At 39.8% G+C, this 23,899-nt stretch carries 21 protein-coding genes and 1 riboswitch; of the genes, 8 read left to right on the top strand and 13 right to left on the bottom strand.

Annotated elements, in window-relative coordinates:
* Positions 1 to 179: 179 nt before the first annotated feature.
* The 3 genes from ACI6PS_RS13610 to ACI6PS_RS13600 are packed head-to-tail and all read right to left on the bottom strand — an operon-like array spanning position 180 to position 3,980.
* The gene (locus ACI6PS_RS13610) at positions 180 to 2,519 is read right to left on the bottom strand and encodes a TonB-dependent receptor plug domain-containing protein (protein WP_421013117.1); all 2,340 of its coding nucleotides are present in this window, start codon (positions 2,517 to 2,519) and stop codon (positions 180 to 182) included.
* The gene (locus ACI6PS_RS13605) at positions 2,516 to 3,412 is read right to left on the bottom strand and encodes a FecR family protein (protein ID WP_421013116.1); all 897 of its coding nucleotides are present in this window, start codon (positions 3,410 to 3,412) and stop codon (positions 2,516 to 2,518) included. Before ACI6PS_RS13605 ends, ACI6PS_RS13610 begins: the two co-directional genes overlap by 4 nt.
* Positions 3,413 to 3,458: 46 nt before the next feature.
* Positions 3,459 to 3,980: an RNA polymerase sigma factor gene (locus ACI6PS_RS13600; protein WP_421013115.1), complete on the bottom strand. Its 522-nt coding sequence runs from the start codon at positions 3,978 to 3,980 to the stop codon at positions 3,459 to 3,461.
* 178 nt (positions 3,981 to 4,158) lie between these two features.
* Here ACI6PS_RS13600 and ACI6PS_RS13595 point away from each other — a divergent pair, with 178 nt between their 5' ends.
* A complete protein-coding gene (locus tag ACI6PS_RS13595; protein ID WP_421013114.1) occupies positions 4,159 to 5,412 on the top strand; it encodes a hypothetical protein in 1,254 nt (417 codons plus the stop codon).
* A 68-nt stretch (positions 5,413 to 5,480) separates the two neighbouring features.
* Here the strand turns inward: ACI6PS_RS13595 and ACI6PS_RS13590 are convergent, their stop codons facing one another.
* On the bottom strand, positions 5,481 to 5,660 hold the full coding sequence (locus ACI6PS_RS13590; protein ID WP_421013113.1) for a hypothetical protein: 180 nt from the start codon (positions 5,658 to 5,660) through the stop codon (positions 5,481 to 5,483).
* Between the two features lie 75 nt (positions 5,661 to 5,735).
* On the opposite strand from ACI6PS_RS13590, the gene ffh reads away from it, so the two are divergent.
* Both ffh and ACI6PS_RS13580 read left to right on the top strand, forming a co-directional pair.
* Complete coding sequence (gene ffh / locus ACI6PS_RS13585) at positions 5,736 to 7,073, top strand: signal recognition particle protein (RefSeq protein ID WP_421013112.1); 1,338 nt, start codon at positions 5,736 to 5,738, stop codon at positions 7,071 to 7,073.
* A 94-nt stretch (positions 7,074 to 7,167) separates the two neighbouring features.
* Positions 7,168 to 8,055 (top strand): bifunctional 5,10-methylenetetrahydrofolate dehydrogenase/5,10-methenyltetrahydrofolate cyclohydrolase, encoded by an 888-nt coding sequence (locus ACI6PS_RS13580; protein WP_421013111.1) that lies wholly within the window; start codon positions 7,168 to 7,170, stop codon positions 8,053 to 8,055.
* 37 nt (positions 8,056 to 8,092) lie between these two features.
* Here ACI6PS_RS13580 and ACI6PS_RS13575 read toward each other — a convergent pair whose 3' ends face one another.
* From ACI6PS_RS13575 to ACI6PS_RS13555, 5 genes are all read right to left on the bottom strand, one after another.
* The gene (locus ACI6PS_RS13575) at positions 8,093 to 8,536 is read right to left on the bottom strand and encodes a hypothetical protein (protein WP_421013110.1); all 444 of its coding nucleotides are present in this window, start codon (positions 8,534 to 8,536) and stop codon (positions 8,093 to 8,095) included.
* A 59-nt stretch (positions 8,537 to 8,595) separates the two neighbouring features.
* The gene (gene rluF / locus ACI6PS_RS13570; RefSeq protein WP_421013109.1) at positions 8,596 to 9,597 is read right to left on the bottom strand and encodes a 23S rRNA pseudouridine(2604) synthase RluF; all 1,002 of its coding nucleotides are present in this window, start codon (positions 9,595 to 9,597) and stop codon (positions 8,596 to 8,598) included.
* A 158-nt stretch (positions 9,598 to 9,755) separates the two neighbouring features.
* Positions 9,756 to 10,601, bottom strand: a complete 846-nt coding sequence (locus tag ACI6PS_RS13565; protein WP_421013108.1) for an alpha/beta hydrolase — start codon at positions 10,599 to 10,601, stop codon at positions 9,756 to 9,758.
* Between the two features lie 33 nt (positions 10,602 to 10,634).
* Positions 10,635 to 11,414 (bottom strand): zinc ribbon domain-containing protein, encoded by a 780-nt coding sequence (locus tag ACI6PS_RS13560; protein WP_421013107.1) that lies wholly within the window; start codon positions 11,412 to 11,414, stop codon positions 10,635 to 10,637.
* Between the two features lie 4 nt (positions 11,415 to 11,418).
* Positions 11,419 to 12,513 (bottom strand): Nif3-like dinuclear metal center hexameric protein, encoded by a 1,095-nt coding sequence (locus ACI6PS_RS13555; RefSeq protein WP_421013106.1) that lies wholly within the window; start codon positions 12,511 to 12,513, stop codon positions 11,419 to 11,421.
* 109 nt (positions 12,514 to 12,622) lie between these two features.
* On the opposite strand from ACI6PS_RS13555, the gene ACI6PS_RS13550 reads away from it, so the two are divergent.
* The 4 genes from ACI6PS_RS13550 to ACI6PS_RS13535 all read left to right on the top strand — a co-directional run bounded on the left by ACI6PS_RS13550 (position 12,623) and on the right by ACI6PS_RS13535 (position 19,169).
* Complete coding sequence (locus ACI6PS_RS13550; protein ID WP_421013105.1) at positions 12,623 to 12,871, top strand: DUF2683 family protein; 249 nt, start codon at positions 12,623 to 12,625, stop codon at positions 12,869 to 12,871.
* On the top strand, positions 12,853 to 13,134 hold the full coding sequence (locus ACI6PS_RS13545; RefSeq protein ID WP_421013104.1) for a Txe/YoeB family addiction module toxin: 282 nt from the start codon (positions 12,853 to 12,855) through the stop codon (positions 13,132 to 13,134). The genes ACI6PS_RS13550 and ACI6PS_RS13545 overlap by 19 nt, the downstream gene beginning before the upstream one ends.
* Before the next feature lie 4 nt (positions 13,135 to 13,138).
* The gene (lpxK, locus tag ACI6PS_RS13540; RefSeq protein ID WP_421013103.1) at positions 13,139 to 14,149 is read left to right on the top strand and encodes a tetraacyldisaccharide 4'-kinase; all 1,011 of its coding nucleotides are present in this window, start codon (positions 13,139 to 13,141) and stop codon (positions 14,147 to 14,149) included.
* A gap of 241 nt (positions 14,150 to 14,390) precedes the next feature.
* Positions 14,391 to 19,169 carry a glycosyl hydrolase gene (locus ACI6PS_RS13535; protein ID WP_421013102.1) on the top strand — a complete coding sequence of 1,593 codons (4,779 nt, stop codon included), beginning with the start codon at positions 14,391 to 14,393 and terminating at the stop codon, positions 19,167 to 19,169.
* Positions 19,170 to 19,251: 82 nt separating this feature from the next.
* Here ACI6PS_RS13535 and ACI6PS_RS13530 read toward each other — a convergent pair whose 3' ends face one another.
* The 4 genes from ACI6PS_RS13530 to ACI6PS_RS13515 form a co-directional block, all read right to left on the bottom strand.
* Complete coding sequence (locus ACI6PS_RS13530) at positions 19,252 to 20,562, bottom strand: T9SS type A sorting domain-containing protein (protein WP_421013101.1); 1,311 nt, start codon at positions 20,560 to 20,562, stop codon at positions 19,252 to 19,254.
* A gap of 114 nt (positions 20,563 to 20,676) precedes the next feature.
* Positions 20,677 to 20,854: riboswitch (cobalamin riboswitch) on the bottom strand.
* Between the two features lie 112 nt (positions 20,855 to 20,966).
* Positions 20,967 to 21,398, bottom strand: a complete 432-nt coding sequence (locus tag ACI6PS_RS13525) for a DUF2147 domain-containing protein (RefSeq protein WP_421013100.1) — start codon at positions 21,396 to 21,398, stop codon at positions 20,967 to 20,969.
* Positions 21,395 to 22,297, bottom strand: a complete 903-nt coding sequence (locus ACI6PS_RS13520) for an outer membrane beta-barrel protein (RefSeq protein WP_421013099.1) — start codon at positions 22,295 to 22,297, stop codon at positions 21,395 to 21,397. The genes ACI6PS_RS13525 and ACI6PS_RS13520 overlap by 4 nt, the downstream gene beginning before the upstream one ends.
* Positions 22,298 to 22,479: 182 nt before the next feature.
* Entirely contained in the window at positions 22,480 to 23,376 is an 897-nt protein-coding gene (locus tag ACI6PS_RS13515) for a carboxypeptidase-like regulatory domain-containing protein (protein ID WP_421013098.1), read from the bottom strand.
* Between the two features lie 320 nt (positions 23,377 to 23,696).
* On the opposite strand from ACI6PS_RS13515, the gene ACI6PS_RS13510 reads away from it, so the two are divergent.
* Positions 23,697 to 23,899, top strand: a 203-nt coding sequence (locus ACI6PS_RS13510) for a hypothetical protein (protein ID WP_421013097.1), incomplete at its 3' end; no start/stop codon positions are given.

The raw sequence follows: 23,899 nt of genomic DNA, 5'->3' as shown, positions 1-23,899 counted from the left end.
GCTTGATAATTCAAAAGTAAAACAAATTAGGTAAGCTAAAATTGAAAAGTGTATAAAAAACGAAAAATTATTAGTACAGCATTTGATTTTACCTTTAAAATTAATTTTCTAGTGCTATGAAATTAACTTTAAGTCAATCCTGTTCAAAAACTTAAACACAACATTTATTTCCTGGTGAACTAAAAAGCATACCTCACACTCAAGTTTGGAGTCCTCCTCAGTGCAACCGTATTCACACTCTCGATAGATTCGTTCGTAGCATTCACCCTATAATACCGGTTCACGATGTTCGTTCTGTTCAGGATATTCAGGACAGAAACCCCAAACTGCAGGCTCGATTTAGGAGAAAGTACCCAGCTGTAATTTGCCGAAAGGTTCACTTCAAAAAAATCACTCATATTCCTGTTGTTCGGACTGCTGTAGATGATCTGTGGACGCGACGGAATACTAAAATCCAGATTGCTCGTAGAAGGCGACGTTTCCGGCCTGCCCGAATGCCATTTCGATCCAAGTGCCACCTTCAAATTCTTCCACTCATAGATCCCTGCCCACGAAACAGTGTGAACAATCTGGAAATTATTCGCAAATTCCTGTGGCAGCGTCTCGCTAAAAGTATATTCACTGTTCGACAGCCCATAACTCAGCCAAGTATAGAAATGCTTCAAGTTCCGTTGCACCAAAACCTCCGATCCTATGACAGAGTAGTCCCCATTAATGCGCATAAATTCCAACTGGTTCTGGAAAGCCTGACTCGGACTATAGATACCCTTTACTTTTTTATAATAATTGTCCACCGTGACCAGCCAGTTCCTGTCCTTGTAGCTAAACCCTAAGGATACCTGCCTGCTTCTCTGAATCGGAATATTCTCGTCGTTTGCCAGCGTCCAGCGTCTTTTTTCAATCCCCAAAAAATCCTGCTGCATGTCAATAATCTGCGAAGTCACCTGGCTTTTCTGCTCGCCCAGCACCTCAATATTGAGTTTCTTGCTCAGAGAAAAATTAAACTGCAACCGCGGTTCGATAATAAAGCGCGAAAAATCCTCAATATAGTTGTTGCGCAAGCCTGCCTTCAAAAAAAGATTGCCGTCGTTATTCTTATATTCGGTTTCCAAAACCAAAGCATGCATTCGCAAAACCTCCTTCACCTTCCGCCCAAACTGAGGATTGTTCACTAGCTCTCTGCTTGTAACCCCAATCTCGTTATACTGATATCCGTTGTTAAAGGTCAGGTTCTCACTCAGGATATGCTTGTTCTCTAGCCTCCATCCATAATCAAACACCCTGTTTTGTTGCGATAACACCTGGTCGTTCTCTATCGCCTCATTAGTCGCATCAAGATTATAATAAGAGGCATATCCGCTCACTTTCGTATGCATTCTTTCCGTCCATTTCGTTTTCAGGGTAAGGCTTCCGCCAAAATTTTGCTGTTCAAGATCACTTTTTCGAGAGCGGGAATCGTCGCTCTGCGTAATCTTTAAGGCATTATTGATCCCTATGGCATCCACGATAAGTTCCGTCCTGTAGCCAATTTTTTGCTGGTATTGCGCCGTGAAATCATAAAAGTAAAACTTCTCGTCCGTCTTATAATTGATGTTTTGGTTCGTGCTGAGGTCCTTAATCATCGTATTTTGAAAAACCCTGTCAAAATAACTATCATAAGTAGGCGAAGATGCCAGGTCAGTAAAAGATCGCCTCCCCGAAATCTGAAAGCTCGACTTCTTCGAAGTCTTTACCTTCGCATTAAATTCGGCACTGATTAGGTTAGAACTCACCCCATAATTAGAATTTTCAATCCCGTCAAATACAGAGGAGATATCAATCACACTCGAAATGCTTTCGCCATAAAACGCCGAACTTCCATTCTTGGAGATATTGATTTTTTGCGCAAGCGAAGGATTAAAGGCCGAGATCAACCCAAAAAAATGTCCCGTTTGAAACATCCGGATACCATTCCACAAAAACAGATTCTGATCATGCGTTCCGCTCCGAACATTGATGTTAGAAATCGTCTGGTCTGCGCTATATATCCCCGGAATCTGTTGCATGGTCTGCAAAGCATCCGGTTCTATAAGCCCCGGAAGGATTCCAAACTTCTTCGGATTAACCGTAAAAGTACCGTCGATGTTTTTCGACATTCCCGTAGTTAAATAACGCTCAATCTTGATTTCGCTCAAATCAATAGGAAGTATGGTGTCATTAGGCTGAGGTATTGCCGCAACAGAAACTTTTTTAGAAGAAACAGCGATGTACTTTGTATTGATGATTTCAAACTCCAAAGTAGTTTTCGCTTCCAGATACTCCAGCTTTTCAGTCAACGCCAAAGTACGAACTGGAGGTTTCAATTTGATAACTGAAACCTCCTCTTCGATGTAATTAAACTGAACATTATGTTGCTTTGAAATTGCTTTTAGGATTTCCTTTAAAGGTTGTATCCCTTTTTCTTGTTGAGAATAAACGCTTCCAGAAATGCTAAAAATAATCAAAAACAGACATAATAGCTTCTGAGTTTTTAGGATCATTCTTCTGTCAAGATAATCTTTTGAGTTGCTATTTTTTCATATTTCAGATGATACGTCTTGCAGATGATTTGCAAAGCGGCATCTAGGTTTTTTAGGGGCAGTGTTCCAGTAAACGATTCATGCACATTTGCCGAACTTTCAATGGTAATATCGTATTGCCTTTCCAATTCTTCCAGCACTTCTGCGAAAGAATTGTTGTTGAATTTCACTTCACTTCCAAGCCAAGAAGGTTGCACATCAATCAGAGGATAAGCTTCAATCTTCAAGTCGTTTTGTACAACAATATTTTCTCCTTTGGTAAGAAACACCGATTTCTTGTTAAAGCTAACCTTTACCTTTCCTTCGTAGCATTCTACCTCAAAATTGTTGTTTCTTGCCTTAATATTAAATTGCGTTCCAACAACCATTACATCTCCCAAATCCGTATGAACAGTGAATTTTTCTCCTTTAGCAACTTTAAAGAAGGCTTCACCTTTTAGTTCAAGGCTTCTTTCGTTGCTCCAATTCCACTTTTTGTAATTGATTTCAGAATCCGAATTTAAGACAATTTCAGAATTATCAGGAAGTAAAAAAGTATTTTTTTCTCCAACCGAAGCATATTCTGTAGTTGGAATGTAGGGTCTGGCCAAAAATGCAATCCCCAGCGCCATAACCAAAACGGCCGCAATCCTAGAAAACCATCGGCTTTGAAGCTTGATAACTGGTTTTGCTTTTTCCTGCTGTATTACATTCTGATACATCTTTTCAGTATCAAAATCAGCAACTTCCATTTGGGCAGAAAGTTCCTTTATCTTTTTATAGGTCTCAAATTCTGGTGAACTTTCAAAAGCTTCCAATTCATTCTGTGTCATTTCTCCGGCCAGCCATTTGGCTAAATCGTGTTGCTCTTCCATTTTTTTTATTCTTTGATTATATATAACAATCTGGATTTGAAAAACCCTACTTTATGTTTCCTATTTCAGTTCTAAGTGCTACCAAGGCTCCACTGATTCTTTTTTCGACCGCCTTCACACTGATGTCTAGTATTTCGGCAATCTCACTGTATTTTTTTCCGTCAATTCGGTTGAGTAGGAAAGCGGTTCGCTGTGCTTCGGTAAGATTTTGAATGGCCCTTTCCAATTTTACCTTAAACTCATCCTGTTCTAAAATAAATTCGGGGCTTTCATTGGTGTGATGTAAAGGACTTTCATTTTTGGCAAAAGTCACTTTTACTTTTTGGTGAGCAATTTTATTCAGCGTCAAATTATTGGCAACCTTATAGACAAACGATTTTGCTTTATCTAGAGGAACTTCGGAGCAGTTTTCCCATAATTTAATAAAAGCTTCTTGGGCAACATCGTTTGCTTGTTCCTCATCGCCGTATTTGTACAACAGATAATTGCGTAAAGCTTTTACGTTAGATTGAAAGAAACTGGAAAAAATCCTTTCTTCACAAACACCTATTTTCTTTGTTTCTTTCATTAATTACATACACATTTACGTGTGGATAACAGCCAAAAGGATAAAAACCCTACTTTTATAAAATGATTTTTTTTAACAGAATCCAAATATAGTTTTTAATTGAAAAAAGAATATTTTCTCGGTAGGGTTTTTTAACCACCGTCTGTTTTAATACCAAACCGCTAAAATTTTAAAACTTATGAAAATAACCAAAAATATACAGTTGTTCTTATTAGCAGGAATTATATCATTGCTTTTTGCTTCATGCCAAAATGAAGAGAATGAATTGATTAATCCTAGCACAGAAACATTAGGAAACGAAACACCTCTGACAAATTTGTTGAAAAGAGTTTCCATGAGCAATCCATCATCGGATAATATCATTGATAGTACAGATTGTTTCAAAGTAAAACTTCCAGTAGAAGTATTGGTAAATAACCAGCCAATCTTGATAACATCAGAGGAAGATTTTGCTGCCGTAACAGCTACTTTTATACAGTATCCAAGCCAATATAACACCGTTGATTTTGTCTTCCCAATAACAGCAATATATCCTGACAACAGCGAGATTGTCATCGGTTCAGAATCTGAATTTTATGTAAAAGCACACGAATGCGATGGAATCCCGGTTCCGGTAGAGCAGCAACCCGTAGCATGCTTGACGATTGTCTATCCGTTAAATCTTTTTACCTATGACAGTGAATTCCAAGTAGCTGATAACCTGACATTCAATAGCGATGCAGAAGTATGGTCTTTTCTTGACACACTTGGACCAGAAGACTATTATGGCATCAATTATCCGATGACGGTTATAAATCAAGATGGCGAAACCATTACAACTAATGACAACGACGAATTATGGGCTGTAATCACTCAAGCCATTGAAGATTGTTCTACTATAGCACCTCCGGGATGCGAACAAGGAAATTACTTATTCAAAACTGCTTATGATAGTATCAAAGGATTGGATAATGTAGAAGAAATCATTACCATGGACGCGCTGATTCACGAATACAAATTCATCGTAAACGATGCCTATAGAGCAGTTTGCAGTATAGGTTACAAAGGCGAAGTATCATCTACACCAGTAAATTATACCATAGAAATTGAAAACCAAACAGGTGATTTGGTACTTTCAGAACAGCATACTTTCTCTTCAGACCATGTAGAATACATTACCGTCAATTCTATCTTCGGAGGAGAGCTGGTATTGGTGCCAAATACAGTTTACACTATTAGAAGAATCGTGCAGGCAGGACAAGGAACCGGAATAGGAACCATACTAGAGCGTTCTCAAAATCAAGGTCCACAACCGCCATTCTTGCCTATCGAAGCAGGTACTTTCGAAACAGGTCAGATTCAAATCCTCGAATCAAGATTCTACGGAAACGGCGGCAGCGGCGATGCAGATTTATATCGAGTTCCATTCATCGATATAGTATTCAAGAATTAATCTTCATAATAGTTCTTTATATATAGTTTTTGTTAATTAAGAAAACCAGTCTCTCGAGGCTGGTTTTTTTATGAAGCCAATCCCGCTTTCCACTCCAAATCCTCACCCAGAAAGCTATTTTTCCAAGTCACAAAAGGAGCTTCCTTTGGTCGCTCTTTTCTGGCAGGAAAAATTAGCTTTCTGGTTTCCGGGTTTTCCGCTCCAATCGGGGCTAAAAAGACAACCGTTGCCAATAAAAACAACTGCAAAACTTTGAGCCTTTGAGCCTTTGAAACTTACTGCGTTTCTCTTATATTTGCACCTCAATAAAAGACACATCCATTATGTTCGATAATTTAAGCGACAAGCTCGACAAAGCGTTCCATATATTAAAAGGTCACGGTAAGATTACCGAAGTAAACGTAGCCGAAACCCTGAAAGAAGTTCGCCGCGCATTGCTAGATGCCGACGTTAACTTCAAGATTGCAAAGGATTTTACGACCAAAGTAAAAGAAAAAGCAATCGGTCAGGATGTATTGACGACGCTTCAACCGGGGCAATTGTTGGTTAAGTTGGTAAAAGACGAACTAACAGAATTAATGGGGGGCGATGTTGCGGGAGTTAACCTTTCAGGGAATCCATCCATCATTTTGATGTCGGGTTTGCAAGGTTCTGGAAAAACAACCTTCTCAGGAAAATTGGCCAATTACCTTAAAACAAAAAAGAACAAAAAACCACTTTTGGTAGCTTGTGATATCTATCGTCCAGCGGCAATCAACCAGTTGCACGTAGTGGGAGATCAAGTTGGTGTGGAAGTATATTCTGAACCAGAAAATAAAAACCCAGTTGAAATTTCGCTGAATGCAATCAAATATGCAAAAGCAAACGGTTTCAATGTCGTAATCGTCGATACGGCTGGTCGTTTGGCAGTTGATGAGGAGATGATGAACGAAATTGCAAACGTTCACAAAGCAATCCAACCACAGGAAACACTTTTCGTAGTAGATTCTATGACAGGTCAAGACGCAGTAAATACAGCAAAAGCCTTCAACGACAGATTGAACTTTGATGGTGTGATCCTTACCAAATTAGACGGTGATACACGTGGTGGAGCTGCAATTTCAATCAAATCGGTTGTAAACAAGCCTATCAAGTTTATCGGTACGGGTGAGAAAATGGAAGCAATTGATGTTTTCTATCCTTCTCGTATGGCCGAACGTATTCTCGGAATGGGAGACGTTGTGTCTTTGGTAGAAAGAGCCCAAGAGCAATTTGACGAAGAAGAAGCAAGAAAATTACAAAAGAAGATCGCCAAGAACGAATTCGGTTTTGACGATTTCCTAACCCAGATACAGCAAGTAAAGAAAATGGGAAATATGAAGGATTTGGTTGGAATGATACCAGGTGCTTCAAAGGCAATGAAAGATGTTGAAATTGAAGACGATGCCTTCAAGCACATTGAAGCCATTATCCATTCGATGACTCCAAGCGAAAGATCAAAGCCAGCAATCATTGATATGAAAAGAAAAACCAGAATTGCAAAAGGTTCCGGAACAAAACTAGAGCAGGTAAACCAACTGATGAAACAGTTCGACCAGATGAGCAAAATGATGAAGATGATGCAAGGTCCGGGCGGAAAAAACCTGATGAAGATGATGGGTGGAATGAAAGGAATGCGATAAAATATTTTGGGGTTTAAGGTTCTGGGTTCAGGAACTTTAAACCCCAAAATTTTAGATGACAAAATCCTGAACCCAACCTAAACCCACAACTAAAATGCAACTACTAGACGGAAAAAAAACATCCGAAGACATCAAGCTCGAAATCACTGCCGAGGTGGACTTGATGAAAAAAAATGGTGAGAAAGTACCACACCTTGCCGCAGTCATCGTAGGTAACGATGGAGCGAGTTTAACTTACGTTGGAAGCAAGGTAAAAGCCTGCGAAAGAGTAGGTTTTGAATCGACTTTGGTAAAAATGCCAAGTACAACTTCGGAAACTGAACTTCTGAAAAAAATCAAACAACTTAACGAGGACGATAACATTGATGGTTTTATCGTACAGCTTCCATTGCCTGATCAAATTGATACCCAAAAGGTATTGATGGCGATTGATCCAAGCAAGGATGTGGATGGTTTTCATCCAGAGAATTTCGGTAAGATGGCGTTGGACATGACGACTTTTATTCCGGCTACACCTTTTGGAATCCTAGAATTGCTGGAGCGTTACGGTGTTGAAACAAAAGGGAAGCATACCGTGGTAATTGGAAGAAGCCACATCGTTGGGCGACCGATGAGCATCTTGATGGGGCGTAAAGGCTTTCCTGGAAACTCAACCGTTACGCTGACACACAGTTATACCAAAAATATAGCGCAAATCACAACCCAAGCGGATATTATCATTACAGCTCTTGGAGTTCCAAATTATCTGAAAGCAGAAATGATTAAGGACGATGCAGTGGTTATTGACGTAGGAATCACACGCGTTGCGGATGAAAATTCTGAAAAAGGATATGTTATTACAGGAGATGTAGATTTTGTGAATGTAAGCAAGAAAGCTTCTTTTATAACACCGGTTCCTGGAGGAGTTGGTCCGATGACAATTGCGATGTTATTGAAAAATACGCTTCTGGCAAGAGAACAAAGAAGAGAAGCAAAGAAATAAATGAGAAAAGCCTTAAACTTTCGTTTAAGGCTTTTTTTCAATCCAAATATTTCAACTCAATCCAAAGTTTTCGCGACTTGGAATCGAGTACTATTTTATACGATTCCCATTCAGTTGTTTTTTCTCTGATGTAAAAAGTTTCGGGAGTTATTTCTTCAGGTTTCAAATTGAAAGAAGACAAACTTTCGGGCGATACAAGTTTTTGAAGCTTGTTTTTAGCAATATAATCTTCAGTATTCAGTTCTTTGTCGACAACAAAAAGTACTTTTTTTGTTTTGCTAAGAGTGTCATAATTACATTCGCTACTTTCAATTTTTGGAACATCGACCATAGAACGCATTTCAATATTGTCGATGTTGGCCCATTCGCAATTTTGACTGTTGTAAATGTTTTTTGTAAACGAACGGATACCAACATATCCCAGACAGATAATGGCGATTATGAAGCAAACTGCAAGGATAAGAATGTTTTTTAGTTTCATAAGGTAGGGGTTTTAGTACTTATGAAAACGTAAATTTGATAAGAAAATTATAGCCTAAACTAATAATCTCCTTTTTTCTTATAATTCGGATCGTCTTTCTTGATGAACTGTATTTTCCGTCCCGAGCTTGTTTCGGAAGGTTTCAGAGTATTCTCGTTCTTATTTTCAGATTCCAATCGGGCAGATTTCCCCAGAATAATTCTGCTTTTCGGTGTAGAATCCTGATTTGGTCGTGTGGCTCTGGTTTCCTGGCTTCTACTTCTTGATTGTTGAATTCGCTGTTCTCTAGGTTCTTGACTTCTAACTCTTGATTCAAATCTTCCTTTTGGCAAGCTTGCTTCTTCGGTTTTACTCGAAGGCTCGATCAATTGATTTAATTCCTTGATTTCGGCATCGGTCAGATCGCGGTATCTTCCAACAGGCAAATCCAATAAAATGTTGATGATGCGGATTCTTTTCAGCGCCGTAACATCGTAGCCCAGATATTCACACATTCTTCGAATTTGACGGTTAAGTCCTTGTGTAAGAATGATTTTAAAAGTGTATTTACTGATTTGTTCTACCTTGCATTTTCGGGTAACGGTATCCAAAATCGGAACGCCATTTCCCATTCTTTCTATGAAACGATCAGTAATAGGTCGGTTTACGGTAACAGTGTATTCCTTTTCGTGGTTGTTTCTCGCACGAAGAATCTTGTTGACGATATCGCCGTCATTGGTCATGAAAATCAAGCCTTCACTGGCTTTGTCCAGACGGCCAATAGGAAAAATTCTTTCGGGATAATTGATGTAATCGACAATGTTGTCGTGTACTTCCTGATTGGTCGTACATTCAATCCCGACTGGTTTGTTGAACGCTAAATAAACGGGTTTTCGGTTGTTTTCACGGATGAGTTTTCCGTCGATGCGAACTTCGTCGGTCGGACCAACTTTTGTACCGAGTTCGGGAACGATGCCATTGATGGTTACACGGCCTTGCTCGATGTAGGTGTCGGCTTCACGGCGCGAACAGAAACCGGTTTCCCCGATGAATTTATTCAAGCGTTTCAAATTTTCTTCCATATTGCAAAAGTATGATTTATTTCTTTGAAATGATTATTTAGGGAAAATGGATTTTCATCTAGCCCGGATAGTAGTGGAAATCCTTTTCTTTTTTTTCTTTAAAAAAAGAAAAGATTGGAACGGACAGCCGGAAGATGACTCCAAAAATGCCCAAGCGATTATGCTCCTACTAAAAAGTGTATGATTTTTTCATACAATTCGTCGTCGTGCATGCTGTGTCCGAGTCCTTTGGTTTCGATGAAAGTAGCGTTTTTCCAAGAGCCGGCAATTTTTTTTCCTTCGGAGAATGCTACGATGGTGTCGTCGATATCGTGCGCGATTATGCCTTCAACGTTTAAGTTTTTTCCAAAAATCTGAGCGGAGAAATCGTCGAATTTGAAATTGAATTTTTCGATAAAATGATTTTCAAGCAATTGCTCCATTTTTGAGTTGAGACTCAAAAGATTCTTGTAGTTTCCGATGAGTGTTTTTAAATCAGAAGGCGCTCCAAGAAGGACCATCTTTTTCAAATTTTTGTTCTGGTATTTATGCTGATAATAGACACAAGTGGCACCGCCAAGTGAATGCCCGATCAGGAAATTGGGCTGGAATTTCTGAACGGCAACATCGATAAAGGAGGCATAAGTGGTTACGTTGAATTCTTTACCGGCAGAAAGTCCGTGGGCAGGAGCGTCGATGGCAACGATGGTACTGCCCGTTTTTTTGAGATAAGGCAACAGCTTTTCCCAACGAGAAGCATTGCTTTCCCAACCGTGAATGAGTAGAATTACGTTTTCATTTCCTTGCCAGAAATAGGTTTCAAAATGCTGTTCGTTATGAAAAATGGTTTCCGTTTTGGCATCCTGCAACGCCAATGGCAAATCTTCCTTCTTTAGCCTGCCAATGCGGGGCTCGCTGAACAGCCGATAGGCAAGCAAGGACGCCTTTTTAGGGTTGACATAACTCAGCGAGTTGATGTACAATCCAATGAATTTGGTCAGAATGAAGTATTTGATTTTTTTCATAAAAAAACCACGCTTTTGACGTGGTTGTGATTTTTAGATACTAGAGAATAAATTTTCCATTTTTTCTCTTTCTTCCTCTGCAAGTGAGCTGTCTACAAGGATTCTTCCTGAGTGCTCATCTGTGATGATTTTTTTTCTTGAAGCGATTTCCACTTGTGTTTGTGGTGGAATTGTAAAGAAAGATCCTGCTGAAGCACCTCTTTCGATGGATACAACTGCCAAGCCGTTTCTTACACTTCCTCTGATTCTTTTATAGGCTGCCAGCAAACGCTCTTCGATTTGGCCTTCATACTCTGCTGATTTTTCGATCAAGAACGCTTCTTCTTTTGCTGTTTCGGCCATGATTGCATCCAATTCAGATTTTTTGTGATCCAAATGTGATTGCTTTTGCTCTAATTTTTCAGTAGAAGTGGCAATGATTTGTTTTTTGTATTCAATAGAAGCTTTCATTTCCTTGATTTGCTTTTCAGCCAATTGGATTTCTAGCTCTTGAAACTCAACCTCTTTAGTCAAAGAGTTGAATTCTCTATTGTTACGAACAGTTTCCTGTTGTTTTGTATATTTTTTGATTGATTCTTTGTGCTCATCAATAGCATTTTTCTTTGCTTTGATTTGCTCTTCGATCACATCCAAATCCGCTTTCAATTTCTCTGAACGAGATTTTAGCCCAGCTACTTCATCTTCTAAATCTTCCACTTCTAAAGGCAATTCACCTCTAACATTTCTGATTTCGTCAATTCTTGAGTCAATTAATTGTAAATCATAAATTGCTCTTAACTTGTCTTCAACACTCAATTCTTTTGTAGTCGCCATATTCTTATAAGTACTTAACTGGATTTGTATTTTCTTCCGATAAAATGATTGCAAAATTAGGAATTTTTTTCGTAAGATAATCAACAATGTAATTTTTTGTATACCGTTCACTTTCAAAATGTCCGATATCGGCCAATAAAATTTTATTTTCGGCTTCGTAAAACTGATGGTACTTCAAATCTGCAGTTAGAAATGCATCGGCTCCAGCCTGGATGGCGTGCTTGATTGCATCACTTCCAGAACCTCCGAGAACGGCGACTTTCTTAATTTCTTTGTTTAAGAATGCACTATGGCGTATGCCGTTTGCCTGCATTTTATCTTTTACTGATTGAAGAAAATCCCTTTCGGTTAAAGCGGTTGGAAGATCGCCGATCATACCCAAGCCTATGTTTTGATGGGAATTTTGAAGATCGTAAATTTCATACGCCACTTCTTCATAGATATGAGTTGAAAAAAGTGCTTTGAGGATTTTAGCTTCCAGATGTTTTTCGAAAACAACTTCTATTTTGATTTCTGTTCCTGTATGTAGTTTTTCTTTTTCACCGATAACGGGATTGCTGTTTTCATTTCCCTTGAAGGTAAAAGTTCCTTCGGTATTAAAACTGCAATTGTCGTAATTTCCGATTGTTCCAGCTCCAGCTTGAAAAAGTGCATTCCTCACATCGTCTGCATTTTCGGGTGTTGTGAAAGTGATGAGTTTACGGATGAAATTTGTTTTTGGAATCAATATCTTGGTATTAATCAATCCCAAAGCATCACAGAATATCTTGTTGACACCTTCCTTATGGTTGTCCAAAGCGGTATGGACTGCATAAATGGCGATATCATTTTTAATGGCTTTTAGAATCGAACGCTCTACATAATTTTTACCGGTAATTTTTTTCAGTCCCGAAAATAATATAGGATGGAAGCAAACCACAAGGTTGCAGTTTTTAGAAATAGCTTCTTCGATTACATTTTCCAAAGCATCGTGACATACCAGAACGCCCTTGCATTCTTCATTTTGGTCACCAACTAACAATCCAACATTGTCAAAGCTTTCGGCATAAGCCGATGGAGCCATTTCTTCTAGAACATCAATTATATCTTTTATTTTCATTTAATAGAAATTTCAATTCAAAGGTAGAAAATGTAACGGTTTAAATTGCGATTTAAGGGAAATTAAACAGCACGATTTTTGTATATTTGTACATTAAATTTTACTACTTATGACTACGCTAACTATAAAAATAAACGAACGTACCAAGGCGGGAAAAGCTTTTATGGCCATGTCTGAATCTTTTTTTAAAGGAGTCGAGGGGATAGAAATTATCGAATCGGATTCTAAAAAAATAAAAGTGGAAAAAAATATTTACAGTCCTGAATTTATAGCCAAAGTAAAAAAAGCAGAAAAAAACATTAAAGAAGGCAAAACTACAAGATTAAATCCTGAAGATATATGGGGAAGTATTTTGTAGAGTTTGATGAAACCGCACGTAATGATTTAAAAGCTCATCATAAATCTGGAAATAAAGCTACAATTAGGAAAATAGAAAAAATACTTCTAGAGCTTACCGAGAATCCATTTGTGGGAGAAGGTACTCCAGAAGAATTAAAATATGATTACAAGGGGTTTTGGTCTCGAAGAATTAATCGGAAAGACAGAATAATTTATAGAGTAAACGAAAATATTGTAACCGTATATGTGGTTTCTGCAATGGGTCATTACTCAGATAAATAATTTTATGAAATTACTCCGATATATACTTTTCCCTTTTACCATTCTCTATGGTTTCATTACCTATTTTCGAAATTTTTTATTCGATAAAGGAATTTTAAAATCATATTCTTTTGATTTGCCCATCATTGCGGTAGGAAATTTGAGTGTTGGCGGAACGGGAAAGACACCTCAGATTGAATACTTGATCCGATTATTGTCTGACAACTATAAAGTTGCGACTCTAAGCAGAGGTTACAAACGAAAATCAGAAGGTTTTGTCTTGGCAGATGAAAACGCAAACGCTGAAATTTTAGGCGATGAACCTTTCCAATTCTATCAAAAATTTCCAAACGTTCAAATAGCTGTTGATGCGAATCGGAAGAATGGAATCGAGCAATTATTAAATCAGCATACTAAACCAGAAATCATTTTGCTGGATGATGCCTTTCAGCATCGAAAAGTAAAGGCTGGGTTTTATATTTTATTGACGGCTTATAATGATTTGTTTGCGGATGATTATATACTTCCAACCGGAAATCTTCGCGAAAGCAGAAGTGGTGCCAAACGGGCAAACATTGTTATCGTGACCAAATGTCCAGCAAATCTTTCGCTTGACGAGCAAAAAAGTATCAAAAATAAATTGAAGTTGAGTCCGAACCAGGAATTGTATTTCACTTACATTGATTATGATTCTTCTATTTTTTCAGAAGAAAAACAACTACAGGTTTCGGATATAAAGAATGTAGACAAGCTTCTTTTGGCTGGAATTGCAAAACCGGAGCCGTTTTTCAAGCATCTGAAAAAAGTAAATGATGAAGTTTTGGTGTTTCCCGACCATCATCATTTTACTGAAAAGGATATTGCTAATATTAAAAATAAAGCACAGCATAAAATTATTATTACAACCGAAAAAGACTTTGTTCGGTTGAAAGGACAGCTTCCAAAAGAACAACTTTTTTATCTTCCGATAAGGAGCTCCTTCATTTCTGATGATGAAGATTTCAATAAAGCAATTTTTACTTATTTAAGTAAATAGGTTTTTTCATTAATACTTCATCGGAAGTCACTATTTTTCTTTTTTTAATTTCTCTTTCACAATTTTAAAAACATCCAATAGAATTCAGCAATGGCGTTACTTTTACTATAACGTTGTAGTGTTGTTGTATAGGTATAAACTTCTATTTTTAAGCTTCTGATCAAATCTGTATGGTTTGTATATTGTTGTAATTAGAGATGTGTAATAAAATTGCACATACATTAGCATAAAAATAAATTTTATGGTTTATAATTACGAAAAATATATTAAAGCAATTATTGTTTTGATTTTTATTATTGTGTCGCAACAGATTTGTGCACAAACTACGGTGGGCAGCGGAAGTTATACCACAGTATTTCCAGGAACCGATTCGGCTGGAAGAAATGCTTTTCCTTCGGGGACACCACAATTGAGTGGAAATGCCGTAGGAAAGCCTGTTCCAACAAACGATTGGTGGTCGGCATTGGTGAAGCAGAACCACGCCAACAATCTTTTCAATTATCCATTGGCATTGAAAACGGTCAATGAAGGACTTGTGGTGAGCTACATTGTACCCACTTCTACACCAAATGGAAGCAGCCAGCCTATAGATGACGCCCTGCCTATTACAGTTGGTGTTGCGGGACTGAATGCTGGTCAGGCAACCGTTTCGGATCATTCCGATTGGACCGTTTCCATGAACTGGAGCAATGGTACTCATTCTTTCAGTGCAACTGCCGGAATTGGAATGCCTTTTGTGTATTTCACAAAGAACACAAGCGATTTAGCGAGTGTAAAAATTACAGAGGGTATGGTTGTCATTTCAAATGAAATGTTGGTTGTAACCAATTCGCATCAGGGTGCAGACTTTGCAGTTTATGCGCCAATTGGAAGTACGTGGACCCAAACGGGAACGACTTACACCTCAACTCTGAGCAATAAAAACTATTGGTCGATGGCCTATCTGCCACCGAGCGCTGCAAGTGTTGCAACAGTTGCGAATGAATATAAGAAGTATGCTTATGTTTTTCCAACCAATACAACCGCAACATGGACTTACAGTGAAAGTACTTCCAAACTTACAACGGTTTTCAATGTTGCAACGGATGTAAAGGAAGGAACGGAAACCAATGTCTTGTTAGGATTGCTGCCTCATCAATGGGCAAATCTGGCTTCAGGATCACCTCAGCCAAATGCCTATAATTACAGTTCTATTAGAGGTGAAATCAAGACGCTCGATAGCAATACTTTTACGGTAGAAAACACTTTCAAAGGCATTTTACCAACACTTCCCTATCTGGATAATTATAGCGAAGGCTTTAGTCCTGCTTTAATGAACAGTAAGATTGCCCAGATTGAAAACGACGGGCTTGCAACCTGGACCGATTCGTACAACGAAGGCCAGGTGATGAACCGCTTGATTCAAACGGCGCGTATTGCTGATGAAATGGGAAATATAGAATCGAGAAACAAGATTGTTGCCACGATAAAAGAGCGTCTTGAGGATTGGCTTAAAGCCGAATCAGGAGAGGTTGCCTTTTTGTTTTATTACAATACCAATTGGTCAACTTTGATTGGATATCCTGCAGGCCACGGTCAGGACAACAATATTAATGACCACCATTTTCATTGGGGCTATTTTATCCACGCGGCTTCGTTCATGGAGCAATTTGAACCTGGATGGGCTGATCAATGGGGACCTATGATCAACCTGATGATTCGTGATGCCGCTTCTGCGGATAGGAATGATCCATTGTTTCCTTATTTGAGGAATTTCAGTCCGTATGCTGGACACAGCTGGGCGAATGGTTTTGCGACGTTCCCTTTCGGAAATGATCAGGAATCGACTTCGGAGAGTATGCAGTTTGCCTCTTCCTTGATTCATTGGGGAACGATCACCGAGGATGACGCGATAAGAGATTTGGGAATTTACATTTATACAACAGAACAAACTGCTACGGAAGAGTATTGGTTTGACATGCACGACAGGACCTTCAAGCCGGGATATGGTTACAAAGTGGCTTCCAGAATCTGGGGCAATGGTTATGACAATCAGACTTTCTGGACTTCGGATATCGCTGCCGCGTATGGTATCGAGATGTATCCAATTCACGGAGGATCTTTATATCTGGGACATAATGCGGCGTATGCCGAATCGTTATGGAACGAAATTTCAACGAATACGGGAATCTTGAACAACGAAGCAAATCCTAATCTTTGGCACGATGTGTATTGGCAATATTTATCGTTCACAAATCCTCAGGCGGCAATAGATTTATATGATTCTTATCCTGACAGAGGGTTGAAATTCGGTATTTCGGATGCGCAGACCTATCATTGGCTTCATGCCATGAATGCTTTGGGAAGAGTGAATACAACTGTGACGGCAAATTATCCGATTGCGGCTTCGTTTGTGGATAATGGCGTAACAACTTATGTAGCCCATAACTATTCAGACGCACCTATCACCGTTGCCTTTTCTGACGGATATAATTTAGAAGTGCCTGCAAACAAAATGGTAACGAGCCGTGACATTAATGCATCAGGTGTTCTGTCGGCAGATTTTTATCAGGCTTATCCGAATGGAAGTGTGAATCTTACTGCAGCTGTTACTGGAAATGGCGTGACAAAAGTTTCGTTTTATGACGGAGATACATTCATTAGCGAGGATAACACCGCACCTTATCAAGCGCAAGCTGGAAACCTGACTTTGGGAATCCACGGTATGTATGCAAAGGTTTACATTGGAGATCAATTTAATGTAACCAACATCATTTCGATACAAGTTGGCGAGCAGGTTCCTTTCTCTGGAACGGCATTTCAAATCCCGGGCATTATTGAGGCAGGAAATTACGATAAATTTGAAGGCGGAGTGGGTCAGAATATTTCCTATAATGATGTTTCTCAAATCAATGAAGGCGGTTACAGGCCAGAAGAATATGTAGATGCTGCTCTTGATGTGCAAGAAGGTGCAACCGTTGGATGGATTGCAGCAGGAGAATGGATGGAATATACAATTGATGTGCAAACCTCAGGATTGTACAATGCAACATTACAATATGCTTCAGGAAACAGCAACGGAGGTGGACCTTTCTATTTTGAAATTGATGGAACAGCAATAACTCCTCCAACTTCTTTCGCAACAACAAGCGATTGGGGAACTTGGGCCAATAAAGTCATCAACAACATCCCTTTGACGCAAGGACAGCACGTTTTGCGTTTGGTTGCGACCAATGGAGAATTCAACCTTGGTAAAATGGATTTTGCGTATGCCTCGCCTTTGTCTTTTGTTCCGCCAATTGCGAATGCAGGAGAAAATGTGGTCGTGGTTTTGCCGGCTACAACCGCAACATTAAATGGTTCGTTGAGCAATGATCCGGAAGGGCAAACAATCGCGCATAATTGGGAGCAAGTTTATGGTCCTTCGATCATTACTTTTGATAATGCGGCTGCAGTTTCGCCAGTTGTTTCCAACTTGGTTGAAGGTGTTTATAAAATCAAATTGACAGTAAGCGACGGAACGTATTCTGCCAATGATGAAGTGTTGATTCTGGTTTCTGCAAACGGAAATGCTAGTCCGGCAGTGTCGATTACTTCTCCAGCGAATGGTGCCTCCTATGTTGAAGGAGCGACCATCAACATCACGGCTTCGGCTACTGATTTGGATGGAACGATTGCCTTGGTGGAGTTTTATGCAGGTGAAGATAAGATTGGAGAAGATGCTACGGCGCCTTACACGTTTGAATGGGTTTCTCCAAGTGTAGGAAATCATGCGATTACAGCGGTTGCAACCGATAATGATGGTGCAGAAAGCACATCTCAGGCTGTAAATGTGACGGTTTCGGCAGTGATGTCTTGTTCGGAAATATCAAACGAGGCACAGCAGGGAGCGTTTTCAATTGGATATGAAGCGGTTTTTATAACCGTTGGAAATACTGTTACTGTTACTTTTGAAATGCTTGATACGGACAAGCAAGGTGTTGTGGCCTTCTTATGGCAACAGACTCCTTTTGCAGAATCGCAGATGGACAATGTAGGCGGACTTAAGTTTTCTAAAACATTGTCGGCACAAACGGTAGGTTCAACGATTACATACGCAGTTAAGTTTGCCTATGCCGGCGGACTTTCGGTTACAAAATACATCAGTTATGTTGTAGGTGCGAATTGTGGAAGCAGTGGATCTGATACCGAAGCACCTGTGAATTTTACGGCTTCTGTAGGAACTATCACTTCAACTTCTGTAGAATTATTGCTGAACAGTACTGATAATTCCGGTACTGTGGTTTACGATATTGTTTACGGTACTGAAAACATGTCTGTTGCGGGAGTTTCGGGTGTTCAGAAATCAGTTATTATTAATAATCTGACGCCGGAAACGGTTTATAGCTTCAGTGTTGAAGCAAGTGACGCATCTGGGAATGAAGCAAGCAACAATGCAATTGTTTTGCAGGCGACAACCTTGGCAGACACTACGACTGCTTGCTCTGGAACAAGTTCTGAAGCGCAACAGGGTTCTTTTTCTATCGGATATGACTATACTTTTGCAACAAGCGGTACGGATGTTACCGTTACTTTTGAAATGCTGGACACCGATAAAGTTGGAGTAGTCGCCTATCTGTGGCAACAAACGCCTTTTGCTGAAACGCAGATGACGAATGTTTCGGGATTAACGTTCTCAAAAACACTAACGGCTCAGACACCTGGCGCTACGATTACTTATGCTGTGAAGTTTGCTTTTGCGGGAGGTTTGGCTGTTACAAAGTATTTCAGCTATGTTGTTGGCGATAATTGTGATCTGGGTATTGATGAGAATGAATTAAACAATTCTATTACAATGTATCCGAATCCGGCAACGAATACCGTGAACATCGATTCGAAAGGTACCACTGTGTCTAAAGTAGAATTGTATTCGGTTTTAGGAAGCAAGGTTTTGGAAACTGCTGAAAGTAAGATCAACATTGAAAATCTTTCAAGCGGCATCTATCTTGTAAAAATATATGCAGGAACTAAATTTACAACCAAGAAATTAGTGGTGAAATAGTTTCAATCATACATTCAGATAATTAAAAAACGGCTGTAGTATCTCGATACCACAGCCGTTTTTCTTATAATAGATAAAATTTTTAGTGTGAAACTACAATCTTCTTTACTGTAGTTGTTGTACTGTTTACAGTTTGTAATTGTGCGAAATAAATACCTGATGGCAAATCTGCAACGCTTATTGTAGAATCTACAGCATTGCTCTTGATGGTTTTCAAGGCAACTCCCAATTGGTTGTAAAGTGTCACGGTATAATTACTGTCGTTGTTAGAATGAAAGTTTACAATATCCGTTGCTGGATTTGGGTAAAAAGTAAAACGATCTGCAGTAGGATTTGTTACGCCTAGAGAACCATCTGTCGTTTTCAAGACAAACTCATTCACTCCGATACAACCCGTTACAGTTCCCGAAACCAATTGCTCATAAGTAGTTCCATCAATGATTTCATAGGCAGAATTACCTGTAAAGCCAGAAGCATTTCCAATGACAAAATCGCCCGATACTGGGTCAACCTGAAATGCTTTTCCATACGCAAAGAAATAGGTGTTAGGCAAAGTGCTGGTATAAATAGCCGAAGTCGGGAGATCTGGATTTTCTATATCATAAGCGTGTACGTTTATTCCCGAAAGGAAATACAATTTATGATTGCCAAATCGAAGCTGGGAAGCATTCGTAACTCCGGTTAGGATAATCGCTTCTTCCACACTATCATCTTGCGTATTTACTTCCTGCAAGGCCGATACACCATTTACTTTTCCCAATGCCCATAAACTTTGGGTAGCAGCATCAAATTGCAAACCTGTAATACTTCCTATGTTCAAAGGAAATTTAGATACGGTTGTATTGGTTGTCGGATCTACTTTCAGGATGCTTGTTCCCATTGCGGCATAAAAATAACCATTTCCATAGGCCATGAATTTAGAAGAGCCCGAAACCAGGTTCTCCGTATCGATAACCGGGGTGATGGTATTGTTGGTCAGGTCGATTTGGCGAAGGCTTGTTGGGTTGCTGAACGAAACATACGCAAACCCTACTCCCGCTCCCACAACTGCAGCCGGTGAACCCATACTCGTAAAGGTTTCGATTGCCGTTAGCGATGGATATTCGGCTATAACCACTCTAAATCCGGCGGCATTGGAAACCAATATGGCTTTATCGCCTACGATTTCAAAATCCTGCAAAACATTGAAGCCGGTGCCTACGCCATTTGCATTTTGATAAAACGGACCCTCTGTTACCATCTCTCCTGATGTGTTGGAAACGGTAAAGACATCGCCGTTTGTTCCTCCAAAGTTACCTTCGGCTACAGCCAATAATTCGATTTTCTTGGTTTCCTGTGCAAAAAGGAATTGCACTCCTAATAACGCTACTACTACTAGTAATTTTTTTTTCATTTCCTGTTAGGGGTTTATGGGGTTTAAAAATGTGTCTTCGGAAAATAGAAAAAGCACAATCCAACCCTGCAAGGAAAGCGGTAGAAGTTGCGCATTTGAGTCTTTTCTCCGAAAACTAAATACTTACTAAAAGGCAGGTCTCCTGGCTCGGTCCAAATGTTTCGCCTTCCCGCTTTGGCAGTGGCATCTTGAAACATATTTGATAGACCTTACAGTTGCGGGAACAGCCTCTGCATTGAACAGAGTTCCCTTTTAATCCTCGTGAGAAGGAACCTTAAAGTGCCGCAAAAGTAGCTATAAATAATGCAAAAACTTGTCCTGGAATGTTATTTTTTATGAGCTGAAAACACAGAAAAGCCCGACGAATCGGGCTTTTATAAGAATGTGGGCGTCTTGTTTGAGGCTTATTTCACTCGCTCCCAGTATTGTGTCCTTCCTAGGAGCGAAATCCCTACATAGCCTCGAAGCTTTAGCTTGTCTTTGTTCTCCAAGCTTAGCGTGCATTTGTAGATCTTGCCTTTTGTTGGGTCGAGGATGGTGCCTCCCTCCCAACTCGAACCGTCCTTTTTGGCTCCTTGGAGGATGACCATTCCTTTGAGGGGTTTGTTTTTCTTATCGCCTTCGCATTTCTTGCAGACGTCGTTTTCTTTTGACTTATCGAAGATGGTGATGATCTTTCCGTAGATTTTACCGCCCTCTTCGTAGATTTCTACGACGGATTTGGCCTCGCCTGTTTCATCGTCGATGGTTTTCCATTTGCCCACCACGCTTTGGGCGAAGCTGGCCTGCCCTATCGAACCGACCAGCATTATTGTTATTAGGAGCAGCTTTTTCATTTTCCGAAACCGTATCTTACACCTATATTAAAACCTAGACCACTTGCGTTGACAAACTGTGTTGGAATTTTTCGAGCCTTTGAAGGGTCTTCTGGTCCTTCGGTGTAGCTGTCTTCGAACTCAAAGTGGGTTTCATTTCTTGGAAGGTCGGCTAGTTGCTGTCCCGGCACGAGGGATGTTCCTGCGGGTGTGATGGCAGTGGTTTCATACTCCTTGATTTGGGCCGACTTGCTCTTGATGCTCAAACTCTTTATCTCGACTTCGCCGAAGATTTGCAATTTTGGCGTGATGGGATAGGCGACACCCAGCGCGCCTGCAAAACCTACGCTGAAGCGCGACTCGACTTCGGTTCTTGCCTTTACATTAACATCTACTCCTTCTCCGCCTGCATCTGGCGCATAGGCTTGGCTATCGATGTGGAGTTTTCCGGCAACGGGAATCAGGAATCCGAATCTTGCATAGGGATTGAGCTTGTCGAACCCGGGCGTAAGGAAGATGGCGGGCATGACATCGAGCCCTTCGAGATAGGCTTTTGCTTCGGAGCGCATCAGGGGGCTGTTGAGCTTACCGATTGTCTTTTCGTCTCCTGTAAAATAGTTGAATCCTAGCTCGGCACCGATGTATTTATTGAACATATACCCTACGGTTATGTTTCCTTTGAAACCGCTTCCGAGGGTTCCGTTAAGGGACTTAACACGGGCGGAACCGTCGGGGTTTACGGTGATGTCTGTGGACTGCCGGATCATTGTGAGTCCGTTGGGATCGGCGTTGTTGAATTCTGTACTTGCGTTTTCCATGGAATATCCTCCACCTCCTCGGATGTAGAACTCCTGTGCGTGACTCTTTACGGATGTGAGGGCCAAGACACCCGTGCAAATTAGTAGGCTAATCTTTTTCATAATTGTACTTTTTAATTAATAGTGTATAGCAATTCTTTTTTATAGCTACTTAAAGTTAAGGACTTCTGCCGGGAAAGGGTTGTTAATTGAGGAAACGTTAACAGAATAGGTGTGCTGACAAGGTTAGCTGTGTGGTTATAAAAAAGTCATAAAAAAACCGGCTACTGCCGGCTGTTTATTGGTTATAATTCTTGAAGGACTAAATGTACTCTTGTAGCTTCTTTTGGGTTGATGGCTACTTTTGCCTTCTTTAGCTCGAAGCCGTTCTTGGCAAAGGTGAATTCGTAGTTGCCGGGTTCCATTTTCTTGATGCGGAAGGTTCCCTTGGCTCCTGTTTTTATGTTCAAGCCTGTTGTTGGCTCGGTGATTATTACGTTTTGAATAGGATTGCCTTTTTCGTCCTTGACATTTCCCAATACTGAGGAGAGGTGCGACCCCGGGTTGATGACAATCCTGTTGTTCTTGTAGTTTCGGTAGAAATTTTTATGGGTTTCTCGTACCATCTCAAATACCTTGTCCATTTTTCTGAGCTGTTTATCGGTATTTAGGAAGAGGATGCTTAGCTCATCTGTAGCGTCCTTCTTGGTCGTGATTTTTAGCCTTGGCTCTGGAATGAGTTGGACAAAGCTGTAGATGTCTTTTTGAAGATTGTCTAACATCGGGGCTGTAACGCCGTAGGGTTTGAGGTGTTGCAATTCTTTTTTGGCAGTGTCGTGGATGATCTGGCATCTGTCCCTTAGAACAGTGTCGGCACTGTCTTCTAATTTTGTTTTAGAATATTTTACTTCCTGCTCCAGCACCTGTATATCTTCGTCGATGGCATAGGCTCTTACTTTTACTGCCACCTCTAGTGCGCTCTCTATTACTTTTTCTCTGCAGGTAGCCTTTACCTTGGCTGTACCTGTGATGTTCTTTTCCTGTTTTTCACGGGCTGTCTTAATGTTTTCGATGTGATTGATGAGTGACTCGTGGTAGAATTTGTAACGAGGGATGAGCTGGACGATTTCGTCATCGACGCCTTGCAATCCTTTTTCGACTACGATGTACATGCTTAATTTTCTTTCTTGTAGCTTTTTCATAACTTTTTTTGTTTTAATTGTTGGCTTATTGTAAAACCAAATTTATGAGTTTCTCTGAAATAAAAAAACATTTTTATACTTATTTTGGTGTTTTTATTTTAAAATATACTAAAATATCCTCAATTGCCTTTAAAATTTGCTTTTTCAAGCCATCATCATTTGATTTGTGATTATACACACGCCATACAATCTATTTAGTTTGAAAATATTGCTTTTTGGAATTGATTAATAGTGTTTTTGCTGTACTTATTGTTTATTATTAATACGGACTGCTTAAAATATTATAAGAATGGATTCGGATAGTAAAAGAATGAATGCGGATGATGAAAGAATTGACTCGGACAGTGAAAGAATCGACCCGAACAATAAAAGAATCGACTCGGACAGTGAAAGAATTGACTCGGACAGTGAAAGAATTGACTCGGATAGTGAAAGAATTGACCCGAACAGTGAAAGAATTGAGTCGGACAATCGAAGAATTAAAAATGATGTGTGTTTGTGAGGGTTGTTTCTTACTTTTTTT

It is taken from the genome of Flavobacterium sp. PLA-1-15, assembly GCF_049060005.1.
GTDB lineage: Bacteria > Bacteroidota > Bacteroidia > Flavobacteriales > Flavobacteriaceae > Flavobacterium.
This window is presented reverse-complemented; position numbering and strand designations above follow the sequence as displayed.